Source organism: Streptomyces sp. A0958, assembly GCF_004795035.1.
Classification (GTDB): domain Bacteria; phylum Actinomycetota; class Actinomycetes; order Streptomycetales; family Streptomycetaceae; genus Streptomyces.
Window position 1 is genome coordinate 220,595 of record NZ_SSBK01000007.1, and the last position, 24,627, is coordinate 245,221.

Here is a 24,627-nt window from a genome sequence, read left to right on the forward strand (position 1 = left end):
GGCCGGTTGTGTTCCCAATCTCCTGGTGCGGCCCGGACTGCGCCCTTACCGTGGATGCAGGAGGTCGTCGTGTGTGCACGCTGCGTCGCCGCCCTCCTTCCCTGCCCGTAAGGCTCCGGCACTCCGCCGGGGTCGCGAGAGGAGAACCCATGTCGCTCGACGTCTCACCGGCGCTGTTGGAACAGGCCGAGCGAGGCGAGGTCGACGAAGCCGACTTCGTCGACTGCGTCCGGACCTCCCTGCCCTACGCATGGGAGATGATCAGCTCGTTGGTGGCTCAGCTGAAGGTCGACGGCGGGGAGTTCGCCGACAACCAGACGCCGCCGCCCAACGAGCAGGCACGTGGTCAGCTGCTGCGTGCGCTCGCGAGTGATGCGATACGCGGCGCGCTGCAGCGGCACTTCGGGGTGCGTCTCGCATTCCAGAACTGCCACCGCGTCGCGGTGTTCCCGCTGGACGCCTCGGTCGACGACCGACTGGCCAAGTTCACCTCGGTGAGGGGCCAGTTGCTCAACCAGTCGCCCGAACTACGGGACTGCTGAACGCTTGCGCTGCCGTTCCGGGCCGCGGGAGGTGCAACTGGTCCGGGGCGGCAGCTCCCGTACGTACATCGCTGTACACCGTCATGCGGGTGTGCGGGGGTCATTCGAGGAGTGGCAGCACCTCGGTGCCCAGCCGCGCTACGTTCTCCTCCGTGGCGACGAGATCTCCGGAACCCTCCACCAGGAGCGCGAAGCGGGTGATGCCCGTGCGCTCGGCGGTGGCCGCGAGGCGGTCGGCCGCCAGCCCCGGTGTGCCCACCGGATGAAGGCCGCACAGCAGCTCCGCGTAACCCACCGGGTCCCGCATCACGCGGTGCCGGCCGTCGACCGTCACATGCGCGCCCAGCCCCTGGCGCAGCCAGCCCGGCATCGCCTTCACCAGCGTCTCGACGGCGTCCTCGGTGCGGTCGGCGATCTGGGCCACCCCCGCCGATACGTGCCCCGCCCCGTGCACCCGCTCCGACGGGTGGCCGGCCGCCAGCGCGCGGGACCGCCACAGCGCGACCATCTCCGCCTTCTCCTCGTCCCCGCAGTGCATGCCGAGCAGCATCGGCAGGCCGTTCGCGGCGGCGAGTTCCACGCTCGTGCGCGAGGTGCACGCGACGATCACCTCGGGGCCGCCGGAGCCCTCCGTGCCGCCCTCCCCGCCGAGCAGTTCGTCGGCCCGGGGGACGACCGCCACCTCGCGGAAGCCGTACCGCTCGCCCCGGCCCGCCACGCGCGGTTGCCGCAGCCAGTCGAGCAGGAGCCCCAGGGACTCCGGGAAGCCCTTCTCGTACGCCTCCAGGCCGCCGCCGAACACCTCCAGGTCCACCCACGGACCGCCCCGGCCCACCCCGAGGCTGAACCGGCCGCCGCTGGTGAGGTGGAGCAGCGCGGCCTGCTCACCGAGCGCGACCGGATGCTGGGTGGGCAGCACGCTCACCGCCGTACCGACGCGGATGCGGCGGGTGCGGCCGAGCAGCTGCGCGGCCAGCGTGACGGCGGACGGGCACACCCCGTACGGCACGAAATGATGTTCGGCCAGCCAGACCGAGTCCAAGCCGGACTCCTCCGCGACCTCGGCGGACCGGATCGCGCGGTGCAGCGCTTCCCCCGGCCCCTGTCCCGGAAACTGGGCTGCCAGTACGAACGTTCCCACACGCATCGCCAATTGCCTCCTTGCGGCCGACGCGGCTCTCCCCTATTGGCAACAACGTCTGACACGTGCCAAAGGCACGGTCCGGGGCCGAGTTGTTGCGATTTTCCGGTAACCCGCACCGCGCGTGACATGAGGAGGCGGGTACCCCGCCCGAATGGCCCTACGCTGGACGGGAACTGCCCAGCCTGCCCCGTGAGGTGTCACGTGTCCCCGCGCCGCAACCGCCCCCGAGGCGGCGAGAGCCCCAACGACAGCGCGAGCGAGTTGGGGGCCCGGTACGGCGGGGGCGGGCGCTCGGAGGAGTGGCAGGGCGAGGAGTGGTCCGTGCGCCCGGTCAGCGGCGCGAGCGCGGTGGGCAAGCGCTACCGGTGCCCCGGCTGCGACCAGGAAATCCCGTCCGGCCTCCCGCACCTGGTGGCCTGGTCCGAGTACGGCGGGGTGGACGACCGCAGGCACTGGCACAAGGCCTGCTGGAACGCGAAGGACCGCCGCACCACACGGGTGCAGCGGTCCAGGAACGCGCCTCGGTACTGAGGGGCGGCTCGGCTCAGACGTCGCGCTGGTTCATCGCCAGGTACGCGCCGCCCATGGCCACCGCGGTCACGCCGAGCAGAATCCACAGCGGGTCCCAGCCGGACGAGCCGCCGGACGAGCTGACCGAGTTGTCGTAGAAGATGCTCAGCTGGTTGGGGATCGAGTACTCCAGCAGCTTCTCCTGCAGCGTCCGCAGCGAGTCGGAGAACATGAAGATGGCCAGCACGAGCGGCAGCAGCACCACGCCGATCATGACGGTGATCGCCCCGGCCGAGTGCCGGATCAGCGCGCCGACCGCCAGCGCGAGCAGCCCCAGCGTCGCGATGTAGAGGCCGACGCCGACCGTGGCGCGCAGCCACTCCTCGCCGCTGGGCGCCGCGGCGTCCAGCACGGACGTCTGGATCAGGGCGACGACCGACGTCATCACCGTGGTGATGACGAAGGTGAGCAGGAAGAAGACGAGCGCCTTGGCGCCGAGCACCCGGCCCCGGCTCGGGCAGGCCGTCAGCGTCGTACGGATCATGCCGGTGCCGTACTCCGAGGCGATCGTCATCACGCCGAGCGTGATCACGCAGATCGTGCCGAGCAGTACGCCGAAGAAGCCGAGGCTCAGCACCGGGGTGTCGCCCATGTCCGAATCGGACGCGGCGACCGCCACGGCCGTGAGCACCCCGATGACCAGCAGGAGCGCGGTCATGACGCCGAGCGTCCACATGGTCGAGCGCACGGACCGGATCTTGGTCCACTCGGAGGCGATGGCGTCACCGAGCGTGGCGGGACGCATCGGGATCGGCGAGTTGTAGAAGCCCTGGGGCTGCTGGTACGCCTGCTGCTGCGGTGCGGCCTGCTGGTACGGCGCCTGAGGCGCTTGCGGTGCCTGCGGTGCCTGAGGCGTCGGCGGCGTGGTCATCGGGGGTCCTCGCTGGTGTCGCGCTTGGTCAGGTCTGCGGGGGCCTCGGCGGGCGCCGCCGGGGCGGGAGCGGTGGCCACCGGCGCGGGGGCCGGGGGCGTGGGCGCGGGCGCCTGCGCCGGGGCGGTGGGCGCCGGGGCGGCCGCGTACGGGTTCTGTCCGGGCGGCGGCGGGGCGTACCAGCCCTGCTGCGGCACATCGGGCACGGGCTGCTGCGGCGGGGCGTACCCCGGCTGCTGCCCGTATCCGGCGTACGGCGGCTGCTGCTGGAGGTGGGCCTTCTGGTCCACCGTCGAGCGGTAGTCCACGGCACCCTGCGTCATCCGCATGTACGCCTCCTCCAGCGAGGCCTGGTGCGGCGAGAGCTCCCACAGCCGGACGTCCGACTCATGGGCCAGGTCGCTGATCCGGGGCAGCGCCAGGCCGGTGACCCGCAGCGCCCCGTCCGGCTCGGGCATGACGCTGCCGCCCGCCTCGGTCAGGGTGGTGGTGAGCTTCTCGCGCTGCTCGGGCGTCTCGTCCGGTACGCGGACCCGGGCGAAGTCGGCCGAGTTGGCCGAGATGAAGTCGGTGATGCTCATGTCGGCCATCAGCTGGCCGCGGCCGATCACGATCAGGTGGTCGGCGGTGACGGCCATCTCGCTCATGAGGTGGCTGGAGACGAAGACCGTGCGGCCCTCGGACGCCAGCATCTTCATCAGGTTGCGGACCCAGAGGATGCCCTCGGGGTCGAGGCCGTTGACCGGCTCGTCGAAGAGCAGCACCTGCGGGTCGCCCAGCAGCGCGGCCGCGATGCCGAGCCGCTGCCCCATGCCCAGCGAGAAGCTCTTGGAACGCTTGCGGGCCACGTCCTGGAGGCCGACCACACCCAGCACCTCGTCCACCCGGGCGTCCGGGATGCCGGCCAGCTGGGCCAGCGAGAGGAGGTGGTTGCGGGCGCTGCGGCCGCCGTGCACGGCCTTGGCGTCGAGCAGGGCGCCCACCTGGCGGGGCGCGTTCGGCAGGTTGCGGAAGTCATGGCCGCCGATGGTCACTCGGCCGGCCGTCGGCCGGTCCAGGCCGAGGATCATGCGCATGGTCGTGGACTTGCCCGACCCGTTGGGACCGAGGAATCCGGTGACGGTACCCGGCCGCACCTGGAAGGAAAGGTTGTACACGGCCGTCTTCGCGCCATAGCGCTTGGTCAGGCCGACTGCCTCGATCATGCTCCAGCCCCATCGACTTATCTGTCGTCGGGGCACAGGCCGTCCGGCCGTACGCCCCCCGTATGAGTGAGGAGGATATCCAGGCCTTGACGGTTCCGGCCAAGTCGTTACCGGGGCGAGTCCCGCCCGGGGCGGCGGGCCGGAGCCCGCCGCCCCCGCTCAGGCGTCCCGCTTCTTGAGTACGAGGAACCCGCCGATCACCGAGGCCGCCACCCACGCCACCATGATCAGCAGCCCGGCCCACGGCCCGTACGGCGACGGGTTGCTGTTCAGCGCGTCCGGCACCACCTGCATGATCTTGGAGCCCGCCTGGTCCGGGAAGTACTGGGCGACCTTCTTGGCGCCCGGCACGGCCGACAGGATCTGCGAGACCAGGAAGAAGAACGGCATCAGGATGCCGAGCGACAGCATGGAGCTGCGCAGCATCGCCGCCACACCCATGGAGAAGACCGCGATCAGCCCCATGTAGAGACCGCCGCCGACGACCGCCCGCAGCACGTTCTGCGCGCCGATGTCCGTACTGTGGTCGCCCAGCAGCGCCTGGCCGAGGAAGAAGGTGGCGAAACTGGTGGCGAGACCCACCACCAGCGCCAGCACCCCGGCCACCAGCATCTTGCTGAGCAGGAAGGTCGCACGCTGCGGCACGGCCGCCAGCGAGGTGCGGATCATGCCGGAGCTGTACTCCGTACCGACCACGAGCACCCCGAACACCACCATCGCCAGCTGACCGAGAATCATCCCGGAGAAGCTGATGAGGGTGGGGTCGAAGGTGGCCCGCTCCGCGTCGGCGAGCTGGTCGAACTGGGAGTTCATCACCGCGCACAGGGCCGCGCCCATCGCGACGGTGACCACGAACGCCGAGATGAGCGTCCAGATGGTGGAGGAGACCGTCCGGATCTTGGTCCATTCGGAGGTCAGGACCGCGGGGACCGAAGCCATCGTCGTCACGCCCCCTTTCCGCTGTCGGGCCGCTGGTTCCACTGGCCCCACTGATCGCCCCACTGCTGACCCTCCGGGGGTGGCGCGCCGCCCGGCCCCGAGTGCGCGTGGTACTCCACCGAGCCCGCCGTCATCTGCATGAACGCCTCCTCCAGCGACGCCCGCTGGGCGCTCAGCTCGTGCAGCACGATCGTGTGCCGGGCGGCCAGCTCGCCCATGTCCTCGGTGGTGGCGCCGTCCACCTCCAGCGCGCCGTCGCCCGCCTCGACGGCGACGACGCCCTCCTCGTGCAGCACATCGCGCAGCCGCTCCCGCTGCGGGGAGCGCAGCCGGACGTAGCTGCGGGAGTTCTCCTGGATGAAGTCGGCCATCGACGTGTCGGCGAGCAGCCTGCCCTGGCCGATCACGATCAGGTGGTCGGCGGTCAGCGCCATCTCGCTCATCAGGTGCGAGGAGACGAAGATCGTCCGGCCCTGTCCCGCGAGCGTCTTCATCAGGTTCCGAATCCAGTGGATGCCCTCGGGGTCAAGTCCGTTGACCGGCTCGTCGAACATCAGGATCTCGGGATCGCCCAGCAGCGCCGAGGCGATGCCGAGCCGCTGGCCCATGCCGAGCGAGAAGCCCTTGGACTTCTTCTTCGCCACCGCCGTCAGCCCCACGGTGTCCAGGACCTCCGCCACCCGGCTCTCGGGGATGCGGTTGCTCTGGGCCAGGCACAGAAGGTTGTTGTACGCGCTGCGCCCCCCGTGCATCGACTTGGCGTCCAGCAGCGCGCCGATGTATTTGAGGGGTTCGGCTAGGTCGCGGTAGTGCTTGCCGTCGATGCGCACGGAACCGCTCGTGGGGTTGTCGAGACCGAGCATCATCCGCATCGTGGTGGACTTGCCCGCCCCGTTGGGTCCCAGAAAACCCGTCACCATTCCCGGTTTGATCACGCACGACAACTGGTCGACGGCGACCTTGTTCCCGAAACGCTTCGTAAGTCCGTCAAGCTCGATCATGCGTTCACGCTAGAACGACCGCGTGCCCGGCGCCACCACAAAGGCGGAACCGGGCACGCGGGAATCGGTGCGGGTGCTGCTGACCGGCGTCAGCGGGTCTGCTGGGCCGGGACGCCGCGGGAGGCGGGCTCCTCGTCGGCGGGGGTGCCGGCGGCTGCCACGGCGGCACCCGTCAGCGTCGCCAGCATCTCGCGGACGTTCGTCAGCTGCGCGTTGATCGAGTCGCGGCGGTTGGTGAGGGCCGCGAGCTCGCGCTCCGACTCGCTGCGGATGCGGTCGGCCTTCGCGTTGGCGTCCGCCACGATGTCCTCGGACTGGCGCTGCGCGGTCTCCACCGTCTGACGGGCCCGGCGCTCGGCGTCCGTACGGAGCTTCTCGGCCTCCAGGCGGAGCTGCTCGGCGCGGTGCTCGATCTCGGCCAGACGCTTCTCGGCCTTGGCCTGACGGGACGCGAGGTCGCGCTCCGACTGGTCGCGCCGCTTGGCGAGGTTCGTCTCGAAGTCCGCGGCGGCCTGAGCGGCCTTGGCACGGGTCTCCTCGAAGAGGGCGTCGGCCTCCTCCCGCTTCTGCGCCGCGTCCTTCTGCGCGTCCGCGCGCAGCGTGGTGGCCTCGCCCTTGGCCTTGTCGACGATGCGGACGCCGTCGTCCTCGGCCTTGGCCTTGCGCTCGGAGGCGAAGGTCTCGGCGTCGTTGCGCACCTGCTGGGCGGCGGACTCGGCGAGCTCGCGGTGCTGCTCGGCGGCGCGACGGGCCTCCTCACGCAGGTCCTTCGCCTCCTCCTCGGCGAGGCGGAGGATCTTCTCCACACGCGCGCCGAGACCCGCGTACGACGGCTCGGCGTCGCTCACCTGGGCCTGGGCGTTCTGCGTCTCGAGGTGAAGCTCCTCGATGCGCTTTTCCAGCGATGTGATGCGGGCGAGAGCACTATCACGGTCGGCGACGAGCTTGGTAATGCGGTCATCCACCTGACCGCGGTCGTAACCACGCCGCACGAGTTCGAAGCCGAAGGGGGAGGAAGGGTCACTCATGGGGTTCCTGTCGAAGTGAGACCGGTGAGGTGATAGAGGGAATCCTAGGGGCCGGAACGGCGTGTCATCGAGCGGATGCCCGTTTGATCTGGAGAATGACACCCCTTTTGAGTGGCTGGCCCCCGTAACCCTTGCCACTCGGAGGGCTGAAGGTCCATGCGGAACCACGGCGGACGGCCGGCTGACTACCCATCGGACGACTTGCCACCCGATCGAGTGCCCGCCGCGGCCCCGGCCTTGACGCCGCCGGACGGTGCGGCGCCCGCGCCCTTACCGCCCGCCGCCGGGGTCTCGAAGGACTCCAACGCCTCCAGCACGTCCTGGACACGGGAGATCTCGGTGTTGATGTCCTCGCGCCGGCGCACCAGCAGATCGAGCTCGCGCCGGCCCTCGTCCACCGTCCGCTTGGCCTCGGCCTCGGCGTCCGCCCGCAGCTTCTCGGCCTCGCGCACCAGGCTGGCCTTCTTCTGCTCGGCCTCCTTCAGCAGCGACTCGGCCCGCTTCACGGCGGCGATCCGGACCTTGCTCGCCTCCGCGTTCGCGTCCGCCAGCAGCTCCTTGGCCTTGGCCGCGGCCTCCTCGCGCTGCTCGGTCGCCGCCTTCATCAGGTTGTCGACGCGCTCGCCGGCCGTCTTCATCTGCTCGGACGTCTCGCGGCGGGCCCGGTCGTGCATCTCCTGGACCTCGGTCTCCAGACGGACCCTCAGCTCCTCGGCCCGCTCCCGGATCTGCGTCGCGTCCCGGCGCGCGCCGACCAGCAGTTCGTCCGCGTCCGCCCGGGCCCGCTCCACCAGCGTATTGCCCTCGACGGTCGCCTCCGAGGTGATCCGCACGGCCTCCTTGCGCGCCGCGCCGACCATCGTGTCGGCCTGCTCCTCGGCCTCCGTGGCGGCGCGCAGCGCCTCCTCCTGGGCCTTGTTGACGAGTTGGTCCGCCTGCTCGGCCGCATCGGCCCGGCGCTTGGACGCCGCCTCGCGCGCCTCGTCCAGCAGCCGGTCCGCCTCCTGGCGCGCCTCCGCCCGCATCTGCTCGGCCGCCGCCTCCGCGTCGGCCCGCAGCCGCTCCGACTCCTCGCGGGTCCGCGCCGCGTGCTCCTGCGCCGAACCCACGGTGGCCGCCGCCTCCGCGCGCATCCGCTCCGCGTCGCCCGCCGCCTCGTCGCCGACCCGGGCCGCCTGCTGCGCCGCCTCGGTACGCAGCCGCTCCGCCTCCGCGGTCGCCTCGGTCACCAGCAGGTCGGCCTGGGCCGCGGCCTCGGTCCGCATCCGGTTGGCGTCCTCGCGGGCCTCCGCCCGGCTGCGCGACGCGTCCTGCTCGGCCGACGCCAGGGCGTCGGACGCCTCCGTACGCATCCGCTGGCTGTACTCGGCGGCGTCGGAGCGCAGCCGCTCGGACTCCGTGATCGCCTCGGAGACCGTACGCTCGGCCATCGCCTTCGCGGCGTCCGTCTCCTCCTGCGCCACCTCGCGGATACGGGAGGCGTCCTCGCCCGCCCGCTCCCGCTCCGCGTGCGCGTCGGCCCGGAGCCGGTCGGCCTCCTCCTGCGCCTCGGTCCTCGTCCGCTCCGCGACGTGCTCCGCGGTGGACCGCAGCCCGGCGATCTCCGCCTCGGCCTGCTCCTGGAGCCCGCTGACCGCGTCCCGCACCTGCTGGGCGGTCTGCTCGGCCGCCGAGACCAGCTCGGCCGCCCGGGTCTCCGCCTCGCCGGTCAGGCGCTGCGCCTCGGCCTGCGCCTCCTCGACCCGCTTGCGCGCGGAGGCGAGCAGTTCCTCGCTCTGCTCGCGGGCCCGCTCGCGCTCCTGGTTCGCCTCGGTACGGGCCGCGTCCAGGGTCTCCTCGGCCTCGCGCCGGCGCCGGTTCGCCTCCTCCTGGGCGGCGGCCAGCGCCTCGGCGGCCTCCGTGCCGACCCGCTCGGCGGCGGCCGCGGCCTCCGACCGCACCCGGTCGGCGGTCTCCTGCGCCTCGGCCTTCAGCCGCTCCGCCTCGGCGGCGGCCTCGCCGCGCAGCCGTACGGCGACCGACTCGGCCTCCGCACGGGACTGCGAGGCGTCCGCCGCGGCCTCGTCGCGCAGCCGCTGGGCCTCGGCCTCGGCCTGCTCCTGGAGCGTCCGCAGCCGTTCCGCGGCCTCCGTGCGCAGCCGCTCGGACTCCTCGTTCGTCTCGCGCCGGACGCGCTCCGCTTCCGTACGCGCCTCGACGAGCGCCTGCTCGGCGGTGGTGACCCGGGTCTCGGCCTCGGTGTGCAGCCGGGTCAGCTCGTCGGCGGCCTCCGCCTGCCGGGCCGCGACCGCGCGCTCGGTCTCCTCGCGCAGCTCGGACGCGGACTGCTCGGCCGCGGTCTTCGCCGCCTCCGCCTGCTCCTCGGCCTCGGTGCGCAGCTCCTCGGCCTCGGCACGGGCCCGGTCCAGGGCCTCCTCGGCCTGCTTGCGCAGGGCGGCGGCCCGCTCGGCCGCCTCGCCGCGGACCCGCTCGCTCTCGGTGGTCGCGGCGCCGCGCAGCTCCTCCGCGTCGGCCTTCGCCTTCGCCAGCAGCTCCTCGGCGGTCTTCGCGCCCTCCTCGATCTGCTGAAGGGCCTCGCGGCGGGCCTCGCCCCGAATCCGCTCGCCCTCCGCGACCGCCTCGGCCCGCAGCTGCTCGGCCTCGCCGCGCAGCCGCCGCGCCTCCTCCTGGAGCTCGACCGTCTTGGCCCGGTACTCCTTGGTGTCGTCCTTGGCCGCGCCCTTGAGCTGGTCGGCCTGCTCGGCGGCCTCGCCGCGCAGCCGGTCCGCCTCGGCCTCCGCCTCGCGGCGGATGCGCTCGGCCTCCTCGCCCGCGGCCCGGGTGGTCGACTTCGCGTCCTCGGACGCCTTGGTCAGCACCTCCTCGGCGGACCGGGCCGCCTTGGCGAGCTGGGCCGCGGCGTCCTCGGCGGCGGCGGTGCGGGCGGCCTCGGCCGCCTCGGCGCGCAGCCGCTCGGCCTCGGCGCGGGCGTCCGCGAGGGCCTGCTCGGCCTCCGCCTTGAGGGTTTCCGCGTCCTTGGTGGCCTCGCCGACCAGCCGGGCGATCTCCGCCTTCGCGGTACGGGTGCGCTGCTCGTTCTGCGACTCGGCGCCGGCCAGCCGCTTGACCGCGGCCTCCTTGGCCTCGGAGAGGACCTTCTCGGCCTCCAGCCTGGCCTCGCGCAGCTGGGTCTCGGCCTCCTGCATGCGCTGCTCGGCGGCCCGGTTCAGCTCGGCGGTCTGCTGCCGCGTCTGCTCGGTCTCCGCGGTCGTCGTCAGCCGCAGCCGCTCGGCGTGGCTGGTGGCCTCCTGGGCCTGGCCGGCGGCGACGCTGAGCATCCGCTCGGCGTCCTTACGGGCCCGCAGCAGGATCGACTCCGCCTCGGCGCGGGCCGATTCGGCCTCCGCGCCGACGCGCTGACGCGTCTCGTCGGACAGCCGGGCGGCCCCGGCCCGGGCGGCGGCCAGCGCCTGTTCGGCCTCGGCCCGGGTCTCCTCCATCAGGCGGCGGGCCTGCGACTCGGTCCTGGCCCGCAGCTGCTCCGCCCACGCGACGTTCTCGTTGACGTGGGACTCGACGGTCTGGCGGCGCTCCGCCAGCTCCCGGTCCAGCTGCTGGCGCCGCTGCACCGCCTCGTTGTGCAGCTCGGCCTGGAGCCGGGCCTGGTGCTCCGCGTGCTCTTGGAGGATGCGCTGCGTCTGCGCGCGGGCGTCGCGCAGCTCGCGCTCGGCGTCGGTACGCAGCTGCTCGGCCTGGATCTGGGCGTTGCGGAGCATTTGCTCCGCCTGGTAGCCGATGTCCGCGCTGTCGTAGGCGGGACGGGTCGCCAGACTGCGCCGCGCCTCGTGCAGCTTGGCGCGCAAGACCTCGACCTGGTAACCGAGGTCCTCGGCGTGCTGGACGGCCTTCTCCCGGTCGGTCTTCAGCCGCTCCATCTCGGCTTCGAACCGCGAGAGATGGTCGTCTTCAGCCCGGTGGCTCTCCTGGCGTTCGTAGCCCCGCACTGCGCGGTCCCATCCTTCCCCGAGCTCTCAACTTCTTCCCCGAGCTCTCAACTTCGTTGGAGCAGGGGATGCCCCACTGAGCAGGGAGGACCCCAACCCTGGTCGCACGCTCCGAACGGGGACCGCTCGCCGGCGAACGGTCCCCCGGGGGAATGGTGACAGATCAAAGGCTGAGGACGCGGCGCGGCCCCGACCCGGCCCCGGCCCGGAACAGCCCACTCTACCGGGCCGGGTATCCCTCGGGTCAGTGCTCCGTCTTCGCCGTGACCAGTTCGGTGAGGACCCCGTGGCAGTCCTTGGGGTGCAGGAAGGTGATCCGCGACCCCATCGAACCCGTCCTGGGCTCGTCGTACAGCACCCTGACCCCCTTCTCGCGGATCTCCGCGGCCTCCGCGTCCACGTCCGCCGTGCCGAAGGCGATGTGGTGGACGCCCTCCCCGTTCTTGGCCAGCCATTTGCCCACGGCGGAGTCCTCGCGGGTCGGTTCGAGCAGCTGGAGGTACGAGGCGCCGCCGTCGGACGTATCGTTGATCTTGAGCATGGCCTCGCGTACGCCCTGCTCCTCGTTGACCTCGGAGTGGAAGACCTCGAACCCGTAGGTCGAACGGTAGAACTCGACGGTCTTGTCGAGGTCGAAACAGGCGATCCCGATGTGGTCGATTCGCGTCAGCATGGGACCAGTGCAGCGCGCTGCGGGTGGTTACGCAACGTGCGCGCGATCACACCCGCCGCCGGATGACGGGCGCGGTACCGCTCAGTACATTCATGTAAACCCTCGTTCACTCCTATTCCAAGGGGCTGTGCCTCATGTCAGGAACGACCGGCACCACTTCCGTGATCGTCGCGGGCGCCCGGACGCCCATGGGCCGGCTCCTCGGCTCCCTCAAGAGCTTCTCCGGGGCCGACCTCGGCGGCTTCGCCATCAAGGCGGCGCTGGACCGGGCCGGCATCGGCGGCGACCAGGTCGACTACGTGATCATGGGCCAGGTGCTCCAGGCCGGCGCGGGCCAGATTCCGGCCCGCCAGGCGGCGGTCAAGGCCGGCATCCCTCTGAGCGTCCCGGCGCTCACCGTCAACAAGGTGTGCCTCTCCGGGCTCGACGCCATCGCCCTGGCCGACCAGCTGATCCGCGCCGGTGAGTTCGACGTCGTCGTGGCCGGCGGCCAGGAGTCCATGACGAACGCCCCGCACCTGCTCCCGAAGTCCCGCGAGGGCCACAAGTACGGCGCGATCGAGATGCTCGACTCCATGGCGTACGACGGTCTGACCGACGCCTACGAGAACATCCCGATGGGCGAGTCCACCGAGAAGCACAACACCCGCCTCGGCCTGGACCGCGCGGCCCAGGACGAGATCGGCGCCCTCTCCCACCAGCGCGCGGCCGCGGCCCAGAAGAACGGCCTGTTCGAGGCCGAGATCACCCCGGTCGAGATCCCGCAGCGCAAGGGCGACCCTGTCCTCTTCTCCAAGGACGAGGGCATCCGCCCCGAGACGACCGTCGAATCCCTCGGCAAGCTGCGCCCCGCCTTCGCCAAGGACGGCACGATCACGGCGGGCACCTCCTCGCAGATCTCCGACGGCGCCGCCGCCGTCGTCGTCATGAGCAAGGCCAAGGCCCAGGAGCTGGGCCTGGAGTGGATCGCCGAGATCGGCGCCCACGGCAACGTGGCGGGCCCGGACAACTCGCTCCAGTCGCAGCCGTCCAACGCGATCCGGCACGCCGTGCAGAAGGAGGGCATCGGCGTCGAGGACCTCGACCTCATCGAGATCAACGAGGCGTTCGCGGCCGTCGCCGTCCAGTCCATGAAGGACCTCGGCGTCACCTCGGAGAAGGTCAACGTCAACGGCGGCGCCATCGCGCTCGGCCACCCCATCGGCATGTCCGGCGCCCGGGTGGTGCTGCACCTGGCGCTGGAGCTCAAGCGGCGCGGCGGCGGCACCGGCGCGGCGGCCCTGTGCGGCGGCGGCGGCCAGGGCGACGCCCTGATCCTGCGCGTTCCGGGCAAGTAGTACGCAGTACGCAGTACACGGACAACAGGCAGCGAGGAGACGGAGCGGTGATGGTGGACGTCCCCACCCTGGTGGAGCAGGCCCGTGCGGGCAGGCCGCGGGCCGTGGCACGGCTCGTCTCCCTGGTGGAGGGGGCCTCGCCGCAGCTGCGCGAGGTGATGGCGGCGCTGGCGCCGCTGGCGGGCAACGCCTACGTCGTCGGCCTGACCGGTTCGCCGGGCGTCGGCAAGTCGACGTCGACGTCGGCGCTCGTCTCCGCCTACCGGCGGCAGGGCAAGCGGGTCGCCGTCCTCGCCGTCGACCCGTCCTCGCCGTTCTCCGGCGGCGCGCTGCTCGGCGACCGGGTCCGGATGTCGGACCACGCGTCCGACCCGGGCGTCTACATCCGTTCCATGGCGACCCGCGGCCATCTGGGCGGCCTCGCCTGGGCGGCGCCGCAGGCCATCCGGGTGCTGGACGCGGCGGGCTTCGACGTGGTGCTGGTGGAGACGGTGGGCGTCGGCCAGTCCGAGGTGGAGATCGCCTCCCAGGCCGACACCTCGGTCGTCCTGCTCGCCCCCGGCATGGGCGACGGCATCCAGGCGGCCAAGGCCGGAATCCTGGAGATCGGCGATGTGTACGTCGTCAACAAGGCCGACCGGGACGGGGCGGACGCCACCGCCCGCGAGCTCAACCACATGCTGGGCCTCGGGGAGTCCCGGGGCCCCGGCGACTGGCGGCCGCCGATCGTGAAGACGGTCGCCGCCCGGGGCGAGGGCGTCGACGAGGTGGTCGAGGCCCTGGAGAAGCACCGGGCGTGGATGGAGGAGCGCGGGGTCCTGGGCGAGCGGCGCTCGGCCCGCGCCGCCCGCGAGGTCGAGACGATCGCGGTCACCCGGCTCCGCGAGCGCATCGGCAGCCTGCACGGCGACCGCCGCCTGGGCGCGCTGGCCGAGCGCATCGTGGCGGGCCGGCTCGACCCGTACGCGGCGGCCGACGAACTGGTGGCGGAACTCACCGGCGAGGGCTGACCGGGCCTTGCCCCGGGTGGCCGGGGAGGGACGGGCGCCCCTTCCGACTGACCGGGCCTTGCCCCGGGTTCCCGGCGAGGGCCGAGAGCCCCCTTTCAGCCCCTCCGGCGTTTGAGGAGCGGGGTCCGGGGCGGAGCCCCGGTGACGGGAAGGGGCGGGGAGGGGAACGGGCTCGCCGCAGGCGCACCACAGCCCCCTGAGGCGCCCCCGACCCGAGGACTCAGTCCTCCGCACCCGCCGCCGCCGCACCCGCCGCCTCCGCATCCACGTCCAGCTCGTGCTCCTTGCCGTCCTTGCCGCGCACCTCCACCTCCCAGTGCGCCGCCCCGCCGCGCCGGCCCTCCAGCTCCACCGACGTCACCGTGCCCGGCGCCGACTTCAGCGCGGCGGCCACCGCCTCGTCCAGCGTGACGGAGGTCTTCCGGGGCGCGTGCCGGTCGCCGTCGTCGTCGTGGTCGACGTGCTTGCCGAGCACCTTGCCGCTGCCCGCGTCCACCGTCACGTCGTGCCACGCCCGGTCGGAGCCGTACACATCGAGTTCCCAGACGAGCCCGCCGTCCTCCTCGTCGAGCTCCGCCTCGGTCACCGTGCCCGGGACGGCCCGCAGACCGGCCGCGACCGCGTCACCGACCGTGACCCGGGCGGTGGTGGCACCGCTCGCCGTGCTGCTGCCGCGGCTGCCGCTGTCGTGGCCGTCGTCGTCCGTGAGGGCGACCGCCGTGGCGGCTCCGCCGCCGGCGAGCACGGCCGCGGCGACGGCGGCGATGACGATCTTGCGCTTCATGAGGGTTCCTCCCCGCATCGGATGTCTCTGGTGCGTCGCCGTCCACACTGCCGGGGCGATGCTGAACGCAGCCTGAAGCCACCTGAAGCCGTCTTCAGCTGCGGTTTGCGACGCTGTGCGCATGCGCCTGTTGATCGTGGAGGACGAGAAGCGGCTGGCGATCTCCCTGGCCCGGGGGCTCACCGCCGAGGGATTCGCCGTGGACGTCGTGCACGACGGGGCCGAGGGCCTGCACCGGGCCATGGACGGCGCGTACGACCTCGTGATCCTCGACATCATGCTGCCCGGGATGAACGGCTACCGGGTCTGCGCCGCCCTGCGCGCCGCCGGTCACGAGGTGCCCGTCCTGATGCTGACCGCGAAGGACGGCGAGTACGACGAGGCGGAGGGCCTGGACACGGGCGCCGACGACTACCTGACCAAGCCGTTCAGCTACGTGGTACTGGTCGCCCGGGTCCGCGCCCTGCTGCGCCGCCGGGGCGGCACCGCATCGCCGGTGGTCACCGTCGGCGCCCTGCGCATGGACACGGCCGCCCGCCGCGTGCACCTCGGCGGGGCCGAGATCACCCTGACCGCCAAGGAGTTCGCCGTCCTCGAACAGCTCGCGCTGCGGGCCGGGCAGGTGGTGAGCAAGGCGGAGATCCTGGAGCACGTCTGGGACTTCGCCTACGACGGCGACCCCAACATCGTCGAGGTGTACGTGAGCACCCTGCGCCGCAAGCTCGGCGCCGCCGCCATCCGCACGGTGCGCGGCGCCGGTTACCGGCTGGAGGCGCTGTGAGATCCGTACGGGCCAGGGCCGCGCTCGGCGCCACCGTGGTCGTCGCCCTCGCCCTGGGCGTCGCCGGGCTCGCCGTCCTGCTCGTCCTGCGCGCCAACCTCACCGACCAGGCGGGTCTCCAGGCCGAGGTCGTCGCCCGCGAGGTCGCCGGACAGCTGGCCCTCGACGTGCCGTACGACAAGCTGGAGACGGGCGACGAGGAGGAGCACCCGGTCCAGGTGACCGACGAGGACGGGCGCGTGGTGGCCGTCTCCGAGGACCTGGAGGCGATCTCCGGCACCGGCACGGACCGGGTCACCCCGCAGCCCCGGCCCGCGCCGTCCGCGACCGGGGACGACGAGGACGACGACCGCGACGACGACCGCGACGACGACCGCGATGACGACCCGGGCCGGGGCGAAGTCTCCACTGACGAGCCGGACTTCAGCAACGGCACCGCCACCGTGGACGGCGACCGCGCCGACTACCGGTTCGCCTCGGTCGAGGCGACGGACTCCGCCGGACGCACCCTGACCGTCCACGCGGGCGCCCCGCTCGCCGCCGAGCAGCGGGCCGTCGACAGCGTGCGCGCCGCGATGCTGGCCGGGCTGCCCGTCGTGCTCCTCGTCGCCGCCGCGGTGACCTGGCTGGTGACCCGGCGGGCCCTGCGCCCCGTCGAGGGCATCCGCCGCGAGATGGCGGCGATCACCGCCTCCGAGGACCTGGGCAGGCGCGTCCCGGAGCCGGACTCCCGTGACGAGATCGCCCGCCTGGCCCGTACGACCAACGAGACGCTCACCGCGCTGGAGGCGTCCGTCGACCGCCAGCGGCGCTTCGTCGCGGACGCCTCGCACGAGCTGCGCAGCCCGATCGCCTCGCTGCGCACTCAGCTGGAGGTGGCCGCCGCCCACCCCGAACTGCTGGACCTGCCGGGCGCGGTGGCCGATACCGTACGCCTCCAGGCTCTCGCCGCCGACCTGCTGCTGCTGGCCCGGCTCGACGCGGGGGAGGGGCCGGGGAGGACCCGGCTGGACCTCGGGGCGCTGATCCGCGAGGAGGTGTCCCAGCGCGTCGGCGACCGCATCCCCGTCACGGTGTCCGTGCCGGAGCCCGGCGGCCTGGAGGTGACCGGTTCGCGCGGGCAGCTGGCCCGGGTGGCCGGCAACCTCCTGGACAACGCCGAGCGCCACGCGGACCGTTCGGTGACCGTCGGCGTGCACCGGGAACGCGGCGGTGTCGTCCTCGCGGTCACCGACGACGGGCCGGGGGTGCCGGCCGCGGAACGCGAGCGCGTCTTCGAACGCTTCGTACGCCTCGACGGCGCCCGCACCCGCGACGACGGCGGCGCCGGCCTGGGCCTGGCCATCGCCCGGGACGTGGCCACCCGCCACCACGGCCGCCTCACCGTCACCGACGCCCCCAGGGGCGGCGCCCGCTTCGAACTCTGGCTGCCGGGCGCGGAGGCGGACAGACCCTAAGGGCTGTCCCGTGATCCACCAGGGCTTATGGGACAGCCCTTAGCCCGACCCTAGCCCCGCTGCGTCCGCAGGTGCTCGGCGACCGGAGCCAGGGCCGTGTGCAGTTCGGCCAGGGCCTCGGGAGTGAGCAGGTCCATGAAGTGCTTGCGGACCGAGGCGACGTGGCGGGGGGCCACCTTCCGCATCGTCTCCGCGCCCTCCTCGGTGAGGACCGCGTACAGGCCGCGGCGGTCCGACTCGCAGTTCTCCCGGCGGACCAGGCCCGCGCTCTCCATGCGGGTGATCTGGTGCGAGAGCCGGCTCTTGGACTGGAGGGTGGCGCCCGCGAGGTCGCTCATCCGCATCCGCCGGTCCTCCGACTCCGAGAGGTTCACAAGGATCTCGTAGTCGTTGTTGGTCAGGCCGAACGGCTGGAGGTCCTTCTCCAGCTGGTGCATCAGCAGCCTGCTGACGTCCAGGTGGGTGCGCCAGGCGCACTGCTCGGCGTCGCTCAGCCAGCGGGTGGCCGTCTCGGTCTCCATGTATGGATTCTACCTAAGAAGTTGAAAGCCGGACGAAGCGTGGTGGTGTGACACCCGGCACGGCAGGGGCCGGGACGGGGCGCAGGCGTTCGACGTCACACTCCGCAGACTACCGTTTACAAACCGAAGCGACGCTGGAGGTCCCCCGGCTGACCGGACGCACGGGAGGTGGACCCGTGTTGACCGCCACCGCCCGGCACCCCCGGCTGCTGCGGCACCGCCCCCGTCGGCTGCTCGTCCATCAGCGCCTCGGACGACTGGAGCAGCACCGTCCCCGCGCCCACGAACTCGAACTGGTGCTCCTCGCCCGAGGCCCCGCCGATCCCGGTGAGCCCGCGCAACCCGCCCATCACACCGGTCATGTAGCCGTGGTCGTAGTGGTGGCAGGGCGAGGGGCAGTCCGCCCAGCCGACCAGCGCCTGCGGGTCCACCCGCAGCGGCGGCTCCATGAAGACCACCGGACCGTTGGAGGCGGCGACGAACTTCCCCGTACCGATCAGCGTCAGGAACCCCGGCACGATCGACTGCTTCAGCGCCAGCGACGGCTGGTAGGCCAGCAGGTTGCCGGAGCGGATCGTCAGGTTCCCGTCGTCCAGGTCGTAGGAGTTCACATCGAACGCCCGGTCCGCGAGCAGCATCTTGCCGCTCCCCTCGGCCACCACCCAGTCGCTCGCGTGCAGCGGCGAGTGGAAGCTCGCCCGCACCAGCCGCTCGAAGCGGCCGTGCCCGATGCCGTCGAAGCCGATCTGCCCGTAGTAGGCGATCATCTTGCCCTTCTGCAGGAACCACTGGCTCCCCTTGAGCTCCACACAGAAGGTGTACGAGTTGACGTTGTCGTCCGACGGCAACGTCATCGGGTCGAAGACCACGGGGCCGTTCACAGCTTCTCCTCCGACGCCTGGACGTACACCGCACCACTGCCGCTCAGCTCCAGCTGGAACCCCTCGCCCGAGCCGCGCCCCACCATCTCGCGCCAGCCGATCGCGGTGGAGAGCTTGTTGCGGACCTCGCCGTGGTGGGCGACGTACGCCTGCGGGTCCACGTGCACGTCGTGGCCCGGGGTGATCGGCAGCTCGATGACCCCGCCGTGCGCCATCACCGCCACCGCGCCGTGCCCCTTGAGCGTCGTGGTGAACAGGCCCTGCCCGGTCACCTGGCCGCGCACCATGCCCATCACCCCGCCCTGCGAGCCCATGAACATCGTGCCCTGCTGGAGCGTCCCGTCGAAGGCGAGCAGCCTGTCCGCCTCCACGTACAGGGTGTCCCCGGACAGGTTGATCACCTGGATGTGGTGGCCGCCGTGGCCGAACATCACCGTGCCGTTCCCCTCGACCGTCATCAGCGGGGTCGCCTCGTTCGCCATCCGGCGGCCGATCATCGACATCACCCCGCCCTGGCCGCCCTGGATGTTCGGCGTGAACGCCACCTCGCCGCGGTAGGCGAGCATCGCCCCGCGCTGGCTGAACATCTTCTGGCCGGGGATCACCGTCGCCTCGACCATCTTGGAGTTGATCTCACGGAACGGCATCAGACGTTCCCCCCGATCGTGTTCCGCTCGCTGGGCTGCACGTAGACGAGTCCCTCGCCCTCGAACCGGATCTGGAACGACTCGCCCGAGCCCTCGCCCATCAGGGTCCGGAAGTTCACCCCGGACTGGAAGTGCTGCTGGAGGTTGCCCTGGTGGGCGATGTAGGCGCCCGGGTCGACGAACAGCGGGTACTGGGCGGAGACCCGCAGCACCACGGCCGTGCCGTCCGACATGATCGCCGCCTGGCCGGTGCCCTCGACGGTGGTGGTGAACAGGCCGTTGCCCGTCGCGCCGCCGCGCAGCCCGGTGAAGGTGGTGCCCGTGCGCAGCCCCGCGTCGGTGCACAGGAGGTTGCTCGCCTCGACGTACAGCTTGTCGCCGTGCAGCGAGACGAGGTTGATCTCGCTCGCCCGGTCGGCGAAGTAGCAGGTGCCCTGCCCGGACACCTGCATCACGGCCATCGATTCGCCGGCCAGCCTGCGGGTCACCATGCCGCGCAGGCCCTCACCGCCGCCCGTCATCTTCTTGAACGACATCTGGCCCTCGTACGCGACCATCGAGCCGTTCTTCGCCTTGACGGCATCGCCGGCCAGATCGACGGCGAGCGTCTTGCTTCCCTCAAGTCGGAACATAGCCACCCGGCGAAAATAGCGGCACGCACCGCCGCCGGAACAGGGGCGGCGGTGCGATCGGCCGCCCCGGACCGCCCCTGATACGCATCCGGTACGGGACCCGGACGCAATCGGGACGTACTTCTTACGGGCTCCCGCCTCGGCCCCCGCCCCCGCCGCCGGGCGGGCCGGGGCTCGATGTCACAATGGTGCCGCTTGTGCGTGCGTTCACAAGCCGTCACGACCCTCCCACCGAAGGTGCCCCCGTGGACATCAAGACCGCTACCGCCCTGCACCGGCTGCGCCTCATCTCGATTCCCGAGGCGCTGTCCTTCCCCGCGCTGATCCTCTTCGGTTCGGTCCTCAGCCGGATCTCCGACATCGACTTCCTGATGATGCCGCTCGGCATGCTGCACGGCGTGCTCTTCGTGATCTACGTCGTGGCCCTGCTGGACGTCTGGGCGAAGACCAAGTGGCCGCTCAAGCGTGTCGCGTTCTTCTTCCTGCTCTGCGTGCTGCCCTTCGGCGGCCTGTACGGCGACAAGGTGCTCAAGCGCTACGAGGCCGACAGCGTCATCGCGGCCCGCGCCCGCCGGGAAGGCACGGTCAGCGCATGATCGTCGCCTTCTCCGTCAGCCCGCTCGGCGTCGGCGAGGACGTCGGTGAGTACGTCGCCGACGCCGTCCGGGTCGTCCGCGAGTCCGGCCTGCCCAACCGCACGGACGCGATGTTCACCTCCGTCGAGGGGGAGTGGGACGAGAGTGGGGTCTCCCCTGCTCGAACGTAGTTGAGAGCTTGGGGAAGGACGTCGTCAAGCGGGCGGTCGCGGCCGTCGAGGCGCGCGCCGGACGGGTCTCCCTCGTCCTGAAGGCGGACGTCCGCCCCGGCGTCACCGACGGCCTGACCTCCAAGGTCGAGACGGTCGAGCGGTACCTCGCGGACTGACCCCGCACGCACGTACGCGGAGCCCCCGCTCCAGAACGCCCGGCGCGGGGGCTCTCGTCATTCCGGGACCGCCAGCGCGATCCCCAGCGGCGTCCGTTCGTACAGCACCTGGTGCCCGTAGCGGCGCGAGGTCAGCAGGCCGGCCGCCCGCAGCACCGACAGGTGCTCCGACACGGAGGACGGGGCGAGACCGAGCCGGTGGGCGAGCGCGGTGGTGCCCGCCGGCTCGTCCAGCGCGCACAGGACGTCCGCCCGCACCCGGCCGAGCAGCCGGGCGAGCGCGTCCGGGGTGCTGTCGGCGGGCTCCGTCCACAGCCCGCCGATGCCGCGGGCCGGGTAGATCACCGCGGGCAGCCAGGGCGCGTCGAACCCGCCGACCACGTTCGGCCAGGCGAAGACGGACGGCATGAGCACGAGGCCCTGTCCGCCGAGGACCCGGGCGTGCCGGCCGGACGTGCGGGCGATGGTGAGGGTCGAGTCCGCCCAGCTCAGCTGCGGACTCAGCTCGCCCAGCAGCCGTTCGAAGCCGACCGCCGCCAGCAGCCGTGAGTGGTAGGCCACATCGGCCTCGAGCAGGGCGCGCAGCCGGGGCCAGTGCGGCTCGATCAGCACCCGCCAGGCCAGCTCCAGGAGGTCGGCCAGCTCCCGCACGGCCCGCGCGGGATCGGCCAGCAACGCGCGCCCGGCGGCGGAGTCCGAGGCCCCGGGCCGCTCGGACAACGCCGCGGCCATGTCCTCCCGCGCCAGCGCCGGGTCGACCGCCCGCACCCCCGCGATCTCCTCCTCGAACGAGGTGAGGGGCCCCTGCGGCGGCGGGCAGAAGAAGTCGGGGCTGTGACCGTGCTCGTTCATCAGCAGCCACAGGGGCCCGAGATCGAGACCGGCGGACGCGTCCCGGATTCTGCGCAGCCACGGCAGGTGATAGCCCTGCCGCTCCGGCGAGGCCAGCACCCGTACGGCGGCCTGGGTCTCCCCGAGCGGGGAGAGCGCGAACCGGCAGCGCAGCAGATCGCTCTCGTCGAAGTGCAGATGGAAGGGCATACGGGCCTCGGGAAAGATTCGGTTGGAGCCGAAAGTCTACGGACCCGGTGAGGGGCTGCCGCATGCTGCGTCCATGCCGAGAGACACCGAGCCCCCGACGGGCGGCTCCCGCGACGCGACGGACACCCCTGGCGGCCGGCGGACCCCGCGCGGGCCCACGCCGCCCGACCCGCGTGCCACGAGCCCCGCCGCAGGACCGGCCCCTCTCCCGGCCCCGCCCCCGGAGCGCGACGGTCCCCCCGACCCGAGCGGACCGCCCGCGCTCCGGGCGCCGGCCGAAGATGCGTCCGCAGGGGACGCACCGGCCGGGGACGCGCCCGCCGGGGACGCGCCCGCCGCCCCGGGCGGACCGCCCGCGCTCCGGGCGCCGGCCGAAGATGCGCCCGCAGGGGACGCGCCGGCCGGGGACGCGCCGGCCGAAGATGCGTCCGCCGGGGACGCACCGGCCGAAGACGCGCCGGCCGGGGGCGCGCCCACCGCCCCGGGCGGCTACCGGGCCGTCTTCGCCGTACGCGAGTTCCGGGCCGTCTTCGCCGCGCACCTGCTCTCGCTGCTCGGAGTGGTCGTCAGCGAACTCGCGCTCACCGTCCTCGTGTACGACCTCACCGCATCCCCCCTGCTCAGCGCCCTCACCTTCGCGCTCGGGATGCTGCCCTACCTCGTCGGCGGCACCCTCTTCGCCGGGATCGCCGACCGCTACCCCGCGCGCCAGGTCCTGGTCACCTGCGACCTGATCTGCGCCGGCTGCGTCGCCGTGATGGTGCTGCCGGGCACCCCGGTCGCCGGACTCCTCGTGCTGCGCTGTCTCGTCGCCGCCGTCTCGCCCGTCTTCACCGGGACCAGGATGGCCGCGCTCACCGACATCCTGGGCGAGGGCGACCTGTTCGTCCTGGGACGCTCACTGCTGCGGATCATCTCGCAGGGCGCCCTGCTCGCCGGCTTCGGCGTGGGCGGGCTGCTGCTCGCCGTGGTCTCCCCGCGCGGCGCGATCACGATCACCGTCGTCACCTTCCTGTGCTCGGCAGCCCTGCTCCGCCTCGGCACCCGCGCCCGGCCCGCCCGCACCGCGGCCAAGGGCGGCGGCACCCTGCTGGGGGAGTCGGTCGCCGGGGCCCGGCTGGTGCTGGGCCATCGCCGGATCAGGGCGCTGATGCTGCTGTTCTGGCTGCCCCCGGTGTTCGTCGTCGCGCCGGAGGCGCTGGCCGCCCCGTACGCCGACGAGATCGGTGTGGGCAGCGCCGCGCTCGGCCTGCTGATGTGCGCGATGCCGGTCGGCTCCATCGCCGCCGAGCTGTACGTGGGCGCCGCGCTGAGCCCCCGTACCCGCTCCCTGATCGTCCTGCCGCTCGCCGCGGCCGGGCTGCTGCCCCTCGTGCTGTACGGCTCGCGGCCCGGGGTCGCCCTGGCTGCCGTCGCGCTGGTGCTGGCCGGTGCCGGATCGGCGTACGTCATCGGCCTCGACCAGTGGTTCGTCGAAGCCGTACCCGACGAGCTGCGCGGCCGGGCCATGACCTTGCTCACGGCCGGACTGATGACGCTCCAGGGCGTCGGGATGGCGCTCGCGGGGCTCGCCGCCGAGTTCTTCCCCGTCCATCAGGTGGTCGCCGGGGCCGGGGTCGTGGGCACCCTGTGTCTGCTGCTGCTCGTCGCCGAGGTCCGCAGAACCGCACCCGCGAACCGTGATCGGACCGAAGTTCGAGACGGGGAGGACCGCCAAGTTCCCCATGGGTAAGGTCGTGGCCGTGCCGAAGCCGCTCAGTCTCCCCTTCGATCCCATCGCCCGCGCCGACGAGCTCTGGCAGCAGCGCTGGGGCCCGGTCCCGTCCATGGGGGCGATCACCTCGATCATGCGGGCGCAGCAGATCCTGCTCGCCGAGGTCGACGCCGTCGTCAAGCCGTACGGACTGACGTTCGCGCGGTACGAGGCGCTGGTGCTGCTCACCTTCTCCAAGGCCGGCGAGCTGCCGATGTCCAAGATCGGTGAGCGGCTGATGGTCCACCCGACCTCCGTGACCAACACGGTGGACCGGCTGGTGCGCTCCGGCCTGGTCGACAAGCGCCCCAACCCGAACGACGGCCGCGGCACGCTCGCCTCCATCACCGACAAGGGCCGCGAGGTGGTCGAGTCGGCCACCCGCGACCTGGTCGCGATGGAGTTCGGACTCGGGGTGTACGACGCCGAGGAGTGCGCCGAGATCTTCGCGCTGCTGCGGCCGTTGCGCATCGCCGCGCAGGACTTCGAGGAGATCTGAGAGACACGGTTCCGGTGCCCGGCCCGCTGCAAGATCGCCCCGGACGTCCGGTTACGCTCGATGCCATGAAACGCAGTGTGCTGACCCGATACCGGGTGATGGCTTACGTCACCGCCGTCATGTTGCTGATCCTCTGCGTGTGCATGATCTTCAAATACGGCTTCGACAAGGGCGAGGGCCTGACGCTCGTCGTCTCCCAGATCCACGGCGTGCTGTACATCATCTACCTGATCTTCGCCTTCGACCTGGGCTCCAAGGCGAAGTGGCCGATGGGCAAGCTGCTCTGGGTGCTCGTCGCGGGCACCATCCCGACGGCCGCGTTCTTCGTCGAGCGCAAGGTCGTCCGCGAGGTCGAGCCGCTGCTCGCGGACGCGACGCCCGCGGCCCCCGCCGGCGTCTGAACC

General features: G+C 72.3%; 24 protein-coding genes and 1 pseudogene. 11 read left to right on the top strand and 14 right to left on the bottom strand.

What is annotated here, in order from left to right; all coding sequences use genetic code 11:
* Positions 1–149: 149 nt before the first annotated feature.
* Entirely contained in the window at positions 150–542 is a 393-nt protein-coding gene (locus E6P78_RS10680) for an SCO5389 family protein (RefSeq protein ID WP_018102614.1), read from the top strand.
* Positions 543–642: 100 nt separating this feature from the next.
* On the opposite strand, the gene E6P78_RS10685 is transcribed toward E6P78_RS10680, so the two are convergent.
* Positions 643–1,689 (bottom strand): LLM class flavin-dependent oxidoreductase, encoded by a 1,047-nt coding sequence (locus tag E6P78_RS10685; RefSeq protein WP_136203302.1) that lies wholly within the window; start codon positions 1,687–1,689, stop codon positions 643–645.
* A 198-nt stretch (positions 1,690–1,887) separates the two neighbouring features.
* On the opposite strand from E6P78_RS10685, the gene E6P78_RS10690 reads away from it, so the two are divergent.
* Positions 1,888–2,217 (top strand): ATP/GTP-binding protein, encoded by a 330-nt coding sequence (locus E6P78_RS10690; protein WP_136203303.1) that lies wholly within the window; start codon positions 1,888–1,890, stop codon positions 2,215–2,217.
* Positions 2,218–2,230: 13 nt separating this feature from the next.
* Here the strand turns inward: E6P78_RS10690 and E6P78_RS10695 are convergent, their stop codons facing one another.
* From E6P78_RS10695 to mce, 7 genes are all read right to left on the bottom strand, one after another.
* On the bottom strand, positions 2,231–3,127 hold the full coding sequence (locus E6P78_RS10695; protein ID WP_136203304.1) for an ABC transporter permease subunit: 897 nt from the start codon (positions 3,125–3,127) through the stop codon (positions 2,231–2,233).
* Complete coding sequence (locus E6P78_RS10700; protein ID WP_136203305.1) at positions 3,124–4,332, bottom strand: ABC transporter ATP-binding protein; 1,209 nt, start codon at positions 4,330–4,332, stop codon at positions 3,124–3,126. Before E6P78_RS10700 ends, E6P78_RS10695 begins: the two co-directional genes overlap by 4 nt.
* Positions 4,333–4,491: 159 nt before the next feature.
* On the bottom strand, positions 4,492–5,271 hold the full coding sequence (locus E6P78_RS10705) for an ABC transporter permease subunit (protein WP_136203306.1): 780 nt from the start codon (positions 5,269–5,271) through the stop codon (positions 4,492–4,494).
* A gap of 5 nt (positions 5,272–5,276) precedes the next feature.
* Entirely contained in the window at positions 5,277–6,272 is a 996-nt protein-coding gene (locus tag E6P78_RS10710) for an ABC transporter ATP-binding protein (RefSeq protein ID WP_136203307.1), read from the bottom strand.
* Positions 6,273–6,361: 89 nt separating this feature from the next.
* Positions 6,362–7,300, bottom strand: coding sequence for a cellulose-binding protein (locus E6P78_RS10715; RefSeq protein ID WP_136203308.1), 939 nt, complete (start codon positions 7,298–7,300; stop codon positions 6,362–6,364).
* 185 nt (positions 7,301–7,485) lie between these two features.
* The gene (gene scy, locus E6P78_RS10720) at positions 7,486–11,283 is read right to left on the bottom strand and encodes a polarized growth protein Scy (RefSeq protein ID WP_136203309.1); all 3,798 of its coding nucleotides are present in this window, start codon (positions 11,281–11,283) and stop codon (positions 7,486–7,488) included.
* A 244-nt stretch (positions 11,284–11,527) separates the two neighbouring features.
* On the bottom strand, positions 11,528–11,956 hold the full coding sequence (gene mce / locus E6P78_RS10725; RefSeq protein WP_136203310.1) for a methylmalonyl-CoA epimerase: 429 nt from the start codon (positions 11,954–11,956) through the stop codon (positions 11,528–11,530).
* A 134-nt stretch (positions 11,957–12,090) separates the two neighbouring features.
* On the opposite strand from mce, the gene E6P78_RS10730 reads away from it, so the two are divergent.
* Positions 12,091–13,293 carry an acetyl-CoA C-acetyltransferase gene (locus E6P78_RS10730; RefSeq protein ID WP_136203311.1) on the top strand — a complete coding sequence of 401 codons (1,203 nt, stop codon included), beginning with the start codon at positions 12,091–12,093 and terminating at the stop codon, positions 13,291–13,293.
* Between the two features lie 50 nt (positions 13,294–13,343).
* Positions 13,344–14,303, top strand: coding sequence for a methylmalonyl Co-A mutase-associated GTPase MeaB (meaB, locus tag E6P78_RS10735; protein ID WP_136203312.1), 960 nt, complete (start codon positions 13,344–13,346; stop codon positions 14,301–14,303).
* A 220-nt stretch (positions 14,304–14,523) separates the two neighbouring features.
* Here the strand turns inward: meaB and E6P78_RS10740 are convergent, their stop codons facing one another.
* Positions 14,524–15,087, bottom strand: coding sequence for a PepSY domain-containing protein (locus E6P78_RS10740; protein ID WP_136203313.1), 564 nt, complete (start codon positions 15,085–15,087; stop codon positions 14,524–14,526).
* 121 nt (positions 15,088–15,208) lie between these two features.
* On the opposite strand from E6P78_RS10740, the gene E6P78_RS10745 reads away from it, so the two are divergent.
* Both E6P78_RS10745 and E6P78_RS10750 read left to right on the top strand, forming a co-directional pair.
* Positions 15,209–15,868, top strand: coding sequence for a response regulator transcription factor (locus E6P78_RS10745; RefSeq protein ID WP_136203314.1), 660 nt, complete (start codon positions 15,209–15,211; stop codon positions 15,866–15,868).
* Entirely contained in the window at positions 15,865–17,325 is a 1,461-nt protein-coding gene (locus tag E6P78_RS10750) for a HAMP domain-containing sensor histidine kinase (protein ID WP_136203315.1), read from the top strand. The genes E6P78_RS10745 and E6P78_RS10750 overlap by 4 nt, the downstream gene beginning before the upstream one ends.
* A 50-nt stretch (positions 17,326–17,375) precedes the next feature.
* Here E6P78_RS10750 and E6P78_RS10755 read toward each other — a convergent pair whose 3' ends face one another.
* The 4 genes from E6P78_RS10755 to E6P78_RS10770 all read right to left on the bottom strand — a co-directional run bounded on the left by E6P78_RS10755 (position 17,376) and on the right by E6P78_RS10770 (position 20,006).
* Complete coding sequence (locus tag E6P78_RS10755) at positions 17,376–17,846, bottom strand: MarR family transcriptional regulator (protein ID WP_136203316.1); 471 nt, start codon at positions 17,844–17,846, stop codon at positions 17,376–17,378.
* A 116-nt stretch (positions 17,847–17,962) separates the two neighbouring features.
* Positions 17,963–18,727, bottom strand: a complete 765-nt coding sequence (locus tag E6P78_RS10760; RefSeq protein ID WP_136203317.1) for an AIM24 family protein — start codon at positions 18,725–18,727, stop codon at positions 17,963–17,965.
* Positions 18,724–19,374, bottom strand: a complete 651-nt coding sequence (locus E6P78_RS10765; RefSeq protein ID WP_136203318.1) for an AIM24 family protein — start codon at positions 19,372–19,374, stop codon at positions 18,724–18,726. The genes E6P78_RS10760 and E6P78_RS10765 overlap by 4 nt, the downstream gene beginning before the upstream one ends.
* On the bottom strand, positions 19,374–20,006 hold the full coding sequence (locus E6P78_RS10770) for an AIM24 family protein (protein ID WP_136203353.1): 633 nt from the start codon (positions 20,004–20,006) through the stop codon (positions 19,374–19,376). The genes E6P78_RS10765 and E6P78_RS10770 overlap by 1 nt, the downstream gene beginning before the upstream one ends.
* Before the next feature lie 245 nt (positions 20,007–20,251).
* On the opposite strand from E6P78_RS10770, the gene E6P78_RS10775 reads away from it, so the two are divergent.
* Together E6P78_RS10775 and E6P78_RS10780 are read left to right on the top strand one after the other, a co-directional pair.
* Positions 20,252–20,602, top strand: a complete 351-nt coding sequence (locus E6P78_RS10775; protein WP_018550081.1) for a DUF3817 domain-containing protein — start codon at positions 20,252–20,254, stop codon at positions 20,600–20,602.
* Positions 20,599–20,930, top strand: a pseudogene (locus E6P78_RS10780) (thiamine-binding protein). Before E6P78_RS10775 ends, E6P78_RS10780 begins: the two are co-directional and overlap by 4 nt.
* A gap of 57 nt (positions 20,931–20,987) precedes the next feature.
* Here the strand turns inward: E6P78_RS10780 and E6P78_RS10785 are convergent.
* Complete coding sequence (locus E6P78_RS10785; protein ID WP_136203319.1) at positions 20,988–21,971, bottom strand: DUF5937 family protein; 984 nt, start codon at positions 21,969–21,971, stop codon at positions 20,988–20,990.
* Between the two features lie 73 nt (positions 21,972–22,044).
* On the opposite strand from E6P78_RS10785, the gene E6P78_RS10790 reads away from it, so the two are divergent.
* The 3 genes from E6P78_RS10790 (at position 22,045) to E6P78_RS10800 (ending at position 24,624) form a co-directional block, all read left to right on the top strand.
* Positions 22,045–23,703 (top strand): MFS transporter, encoded by a 1,659-nt coding sequence (locus E6P78_RS10790; protein WP_136203320.1) that lies wholly within the window; start codon positions 22,045–22,047, stop codon positions 23,701–23,703.
* 10 nt (positions 23,704–23,713) lie between these two features.
* The gene (locus tag E6P78_RS10795) at positions 23,714–24,223 is read left to right on the top strand and encodes a MarR family transcriptional regulator (protein ID WP_026171455.1); all 510 of its coding nucleotides are present in this window, start codon (positions 23,714–23,716) and stop codon (positions 24,221–24,223) included.
* A 65-nt stretch (positions 24,224–24,288) separates the two neighbouring features.
* Complete coding sequence (locus E6P78_RS10800) at positions 24,289–24,624, top strand: DUF3817 domain-containing protein (RefSeq protein ID WP_136203321.1); 336 nt, start codon at positions 24,289–24,291, stop codon at positions 24,622–24,624.
* The last annotated feature ends 3 nt before the right edge of the window (positions 24,625–24,627 follow it).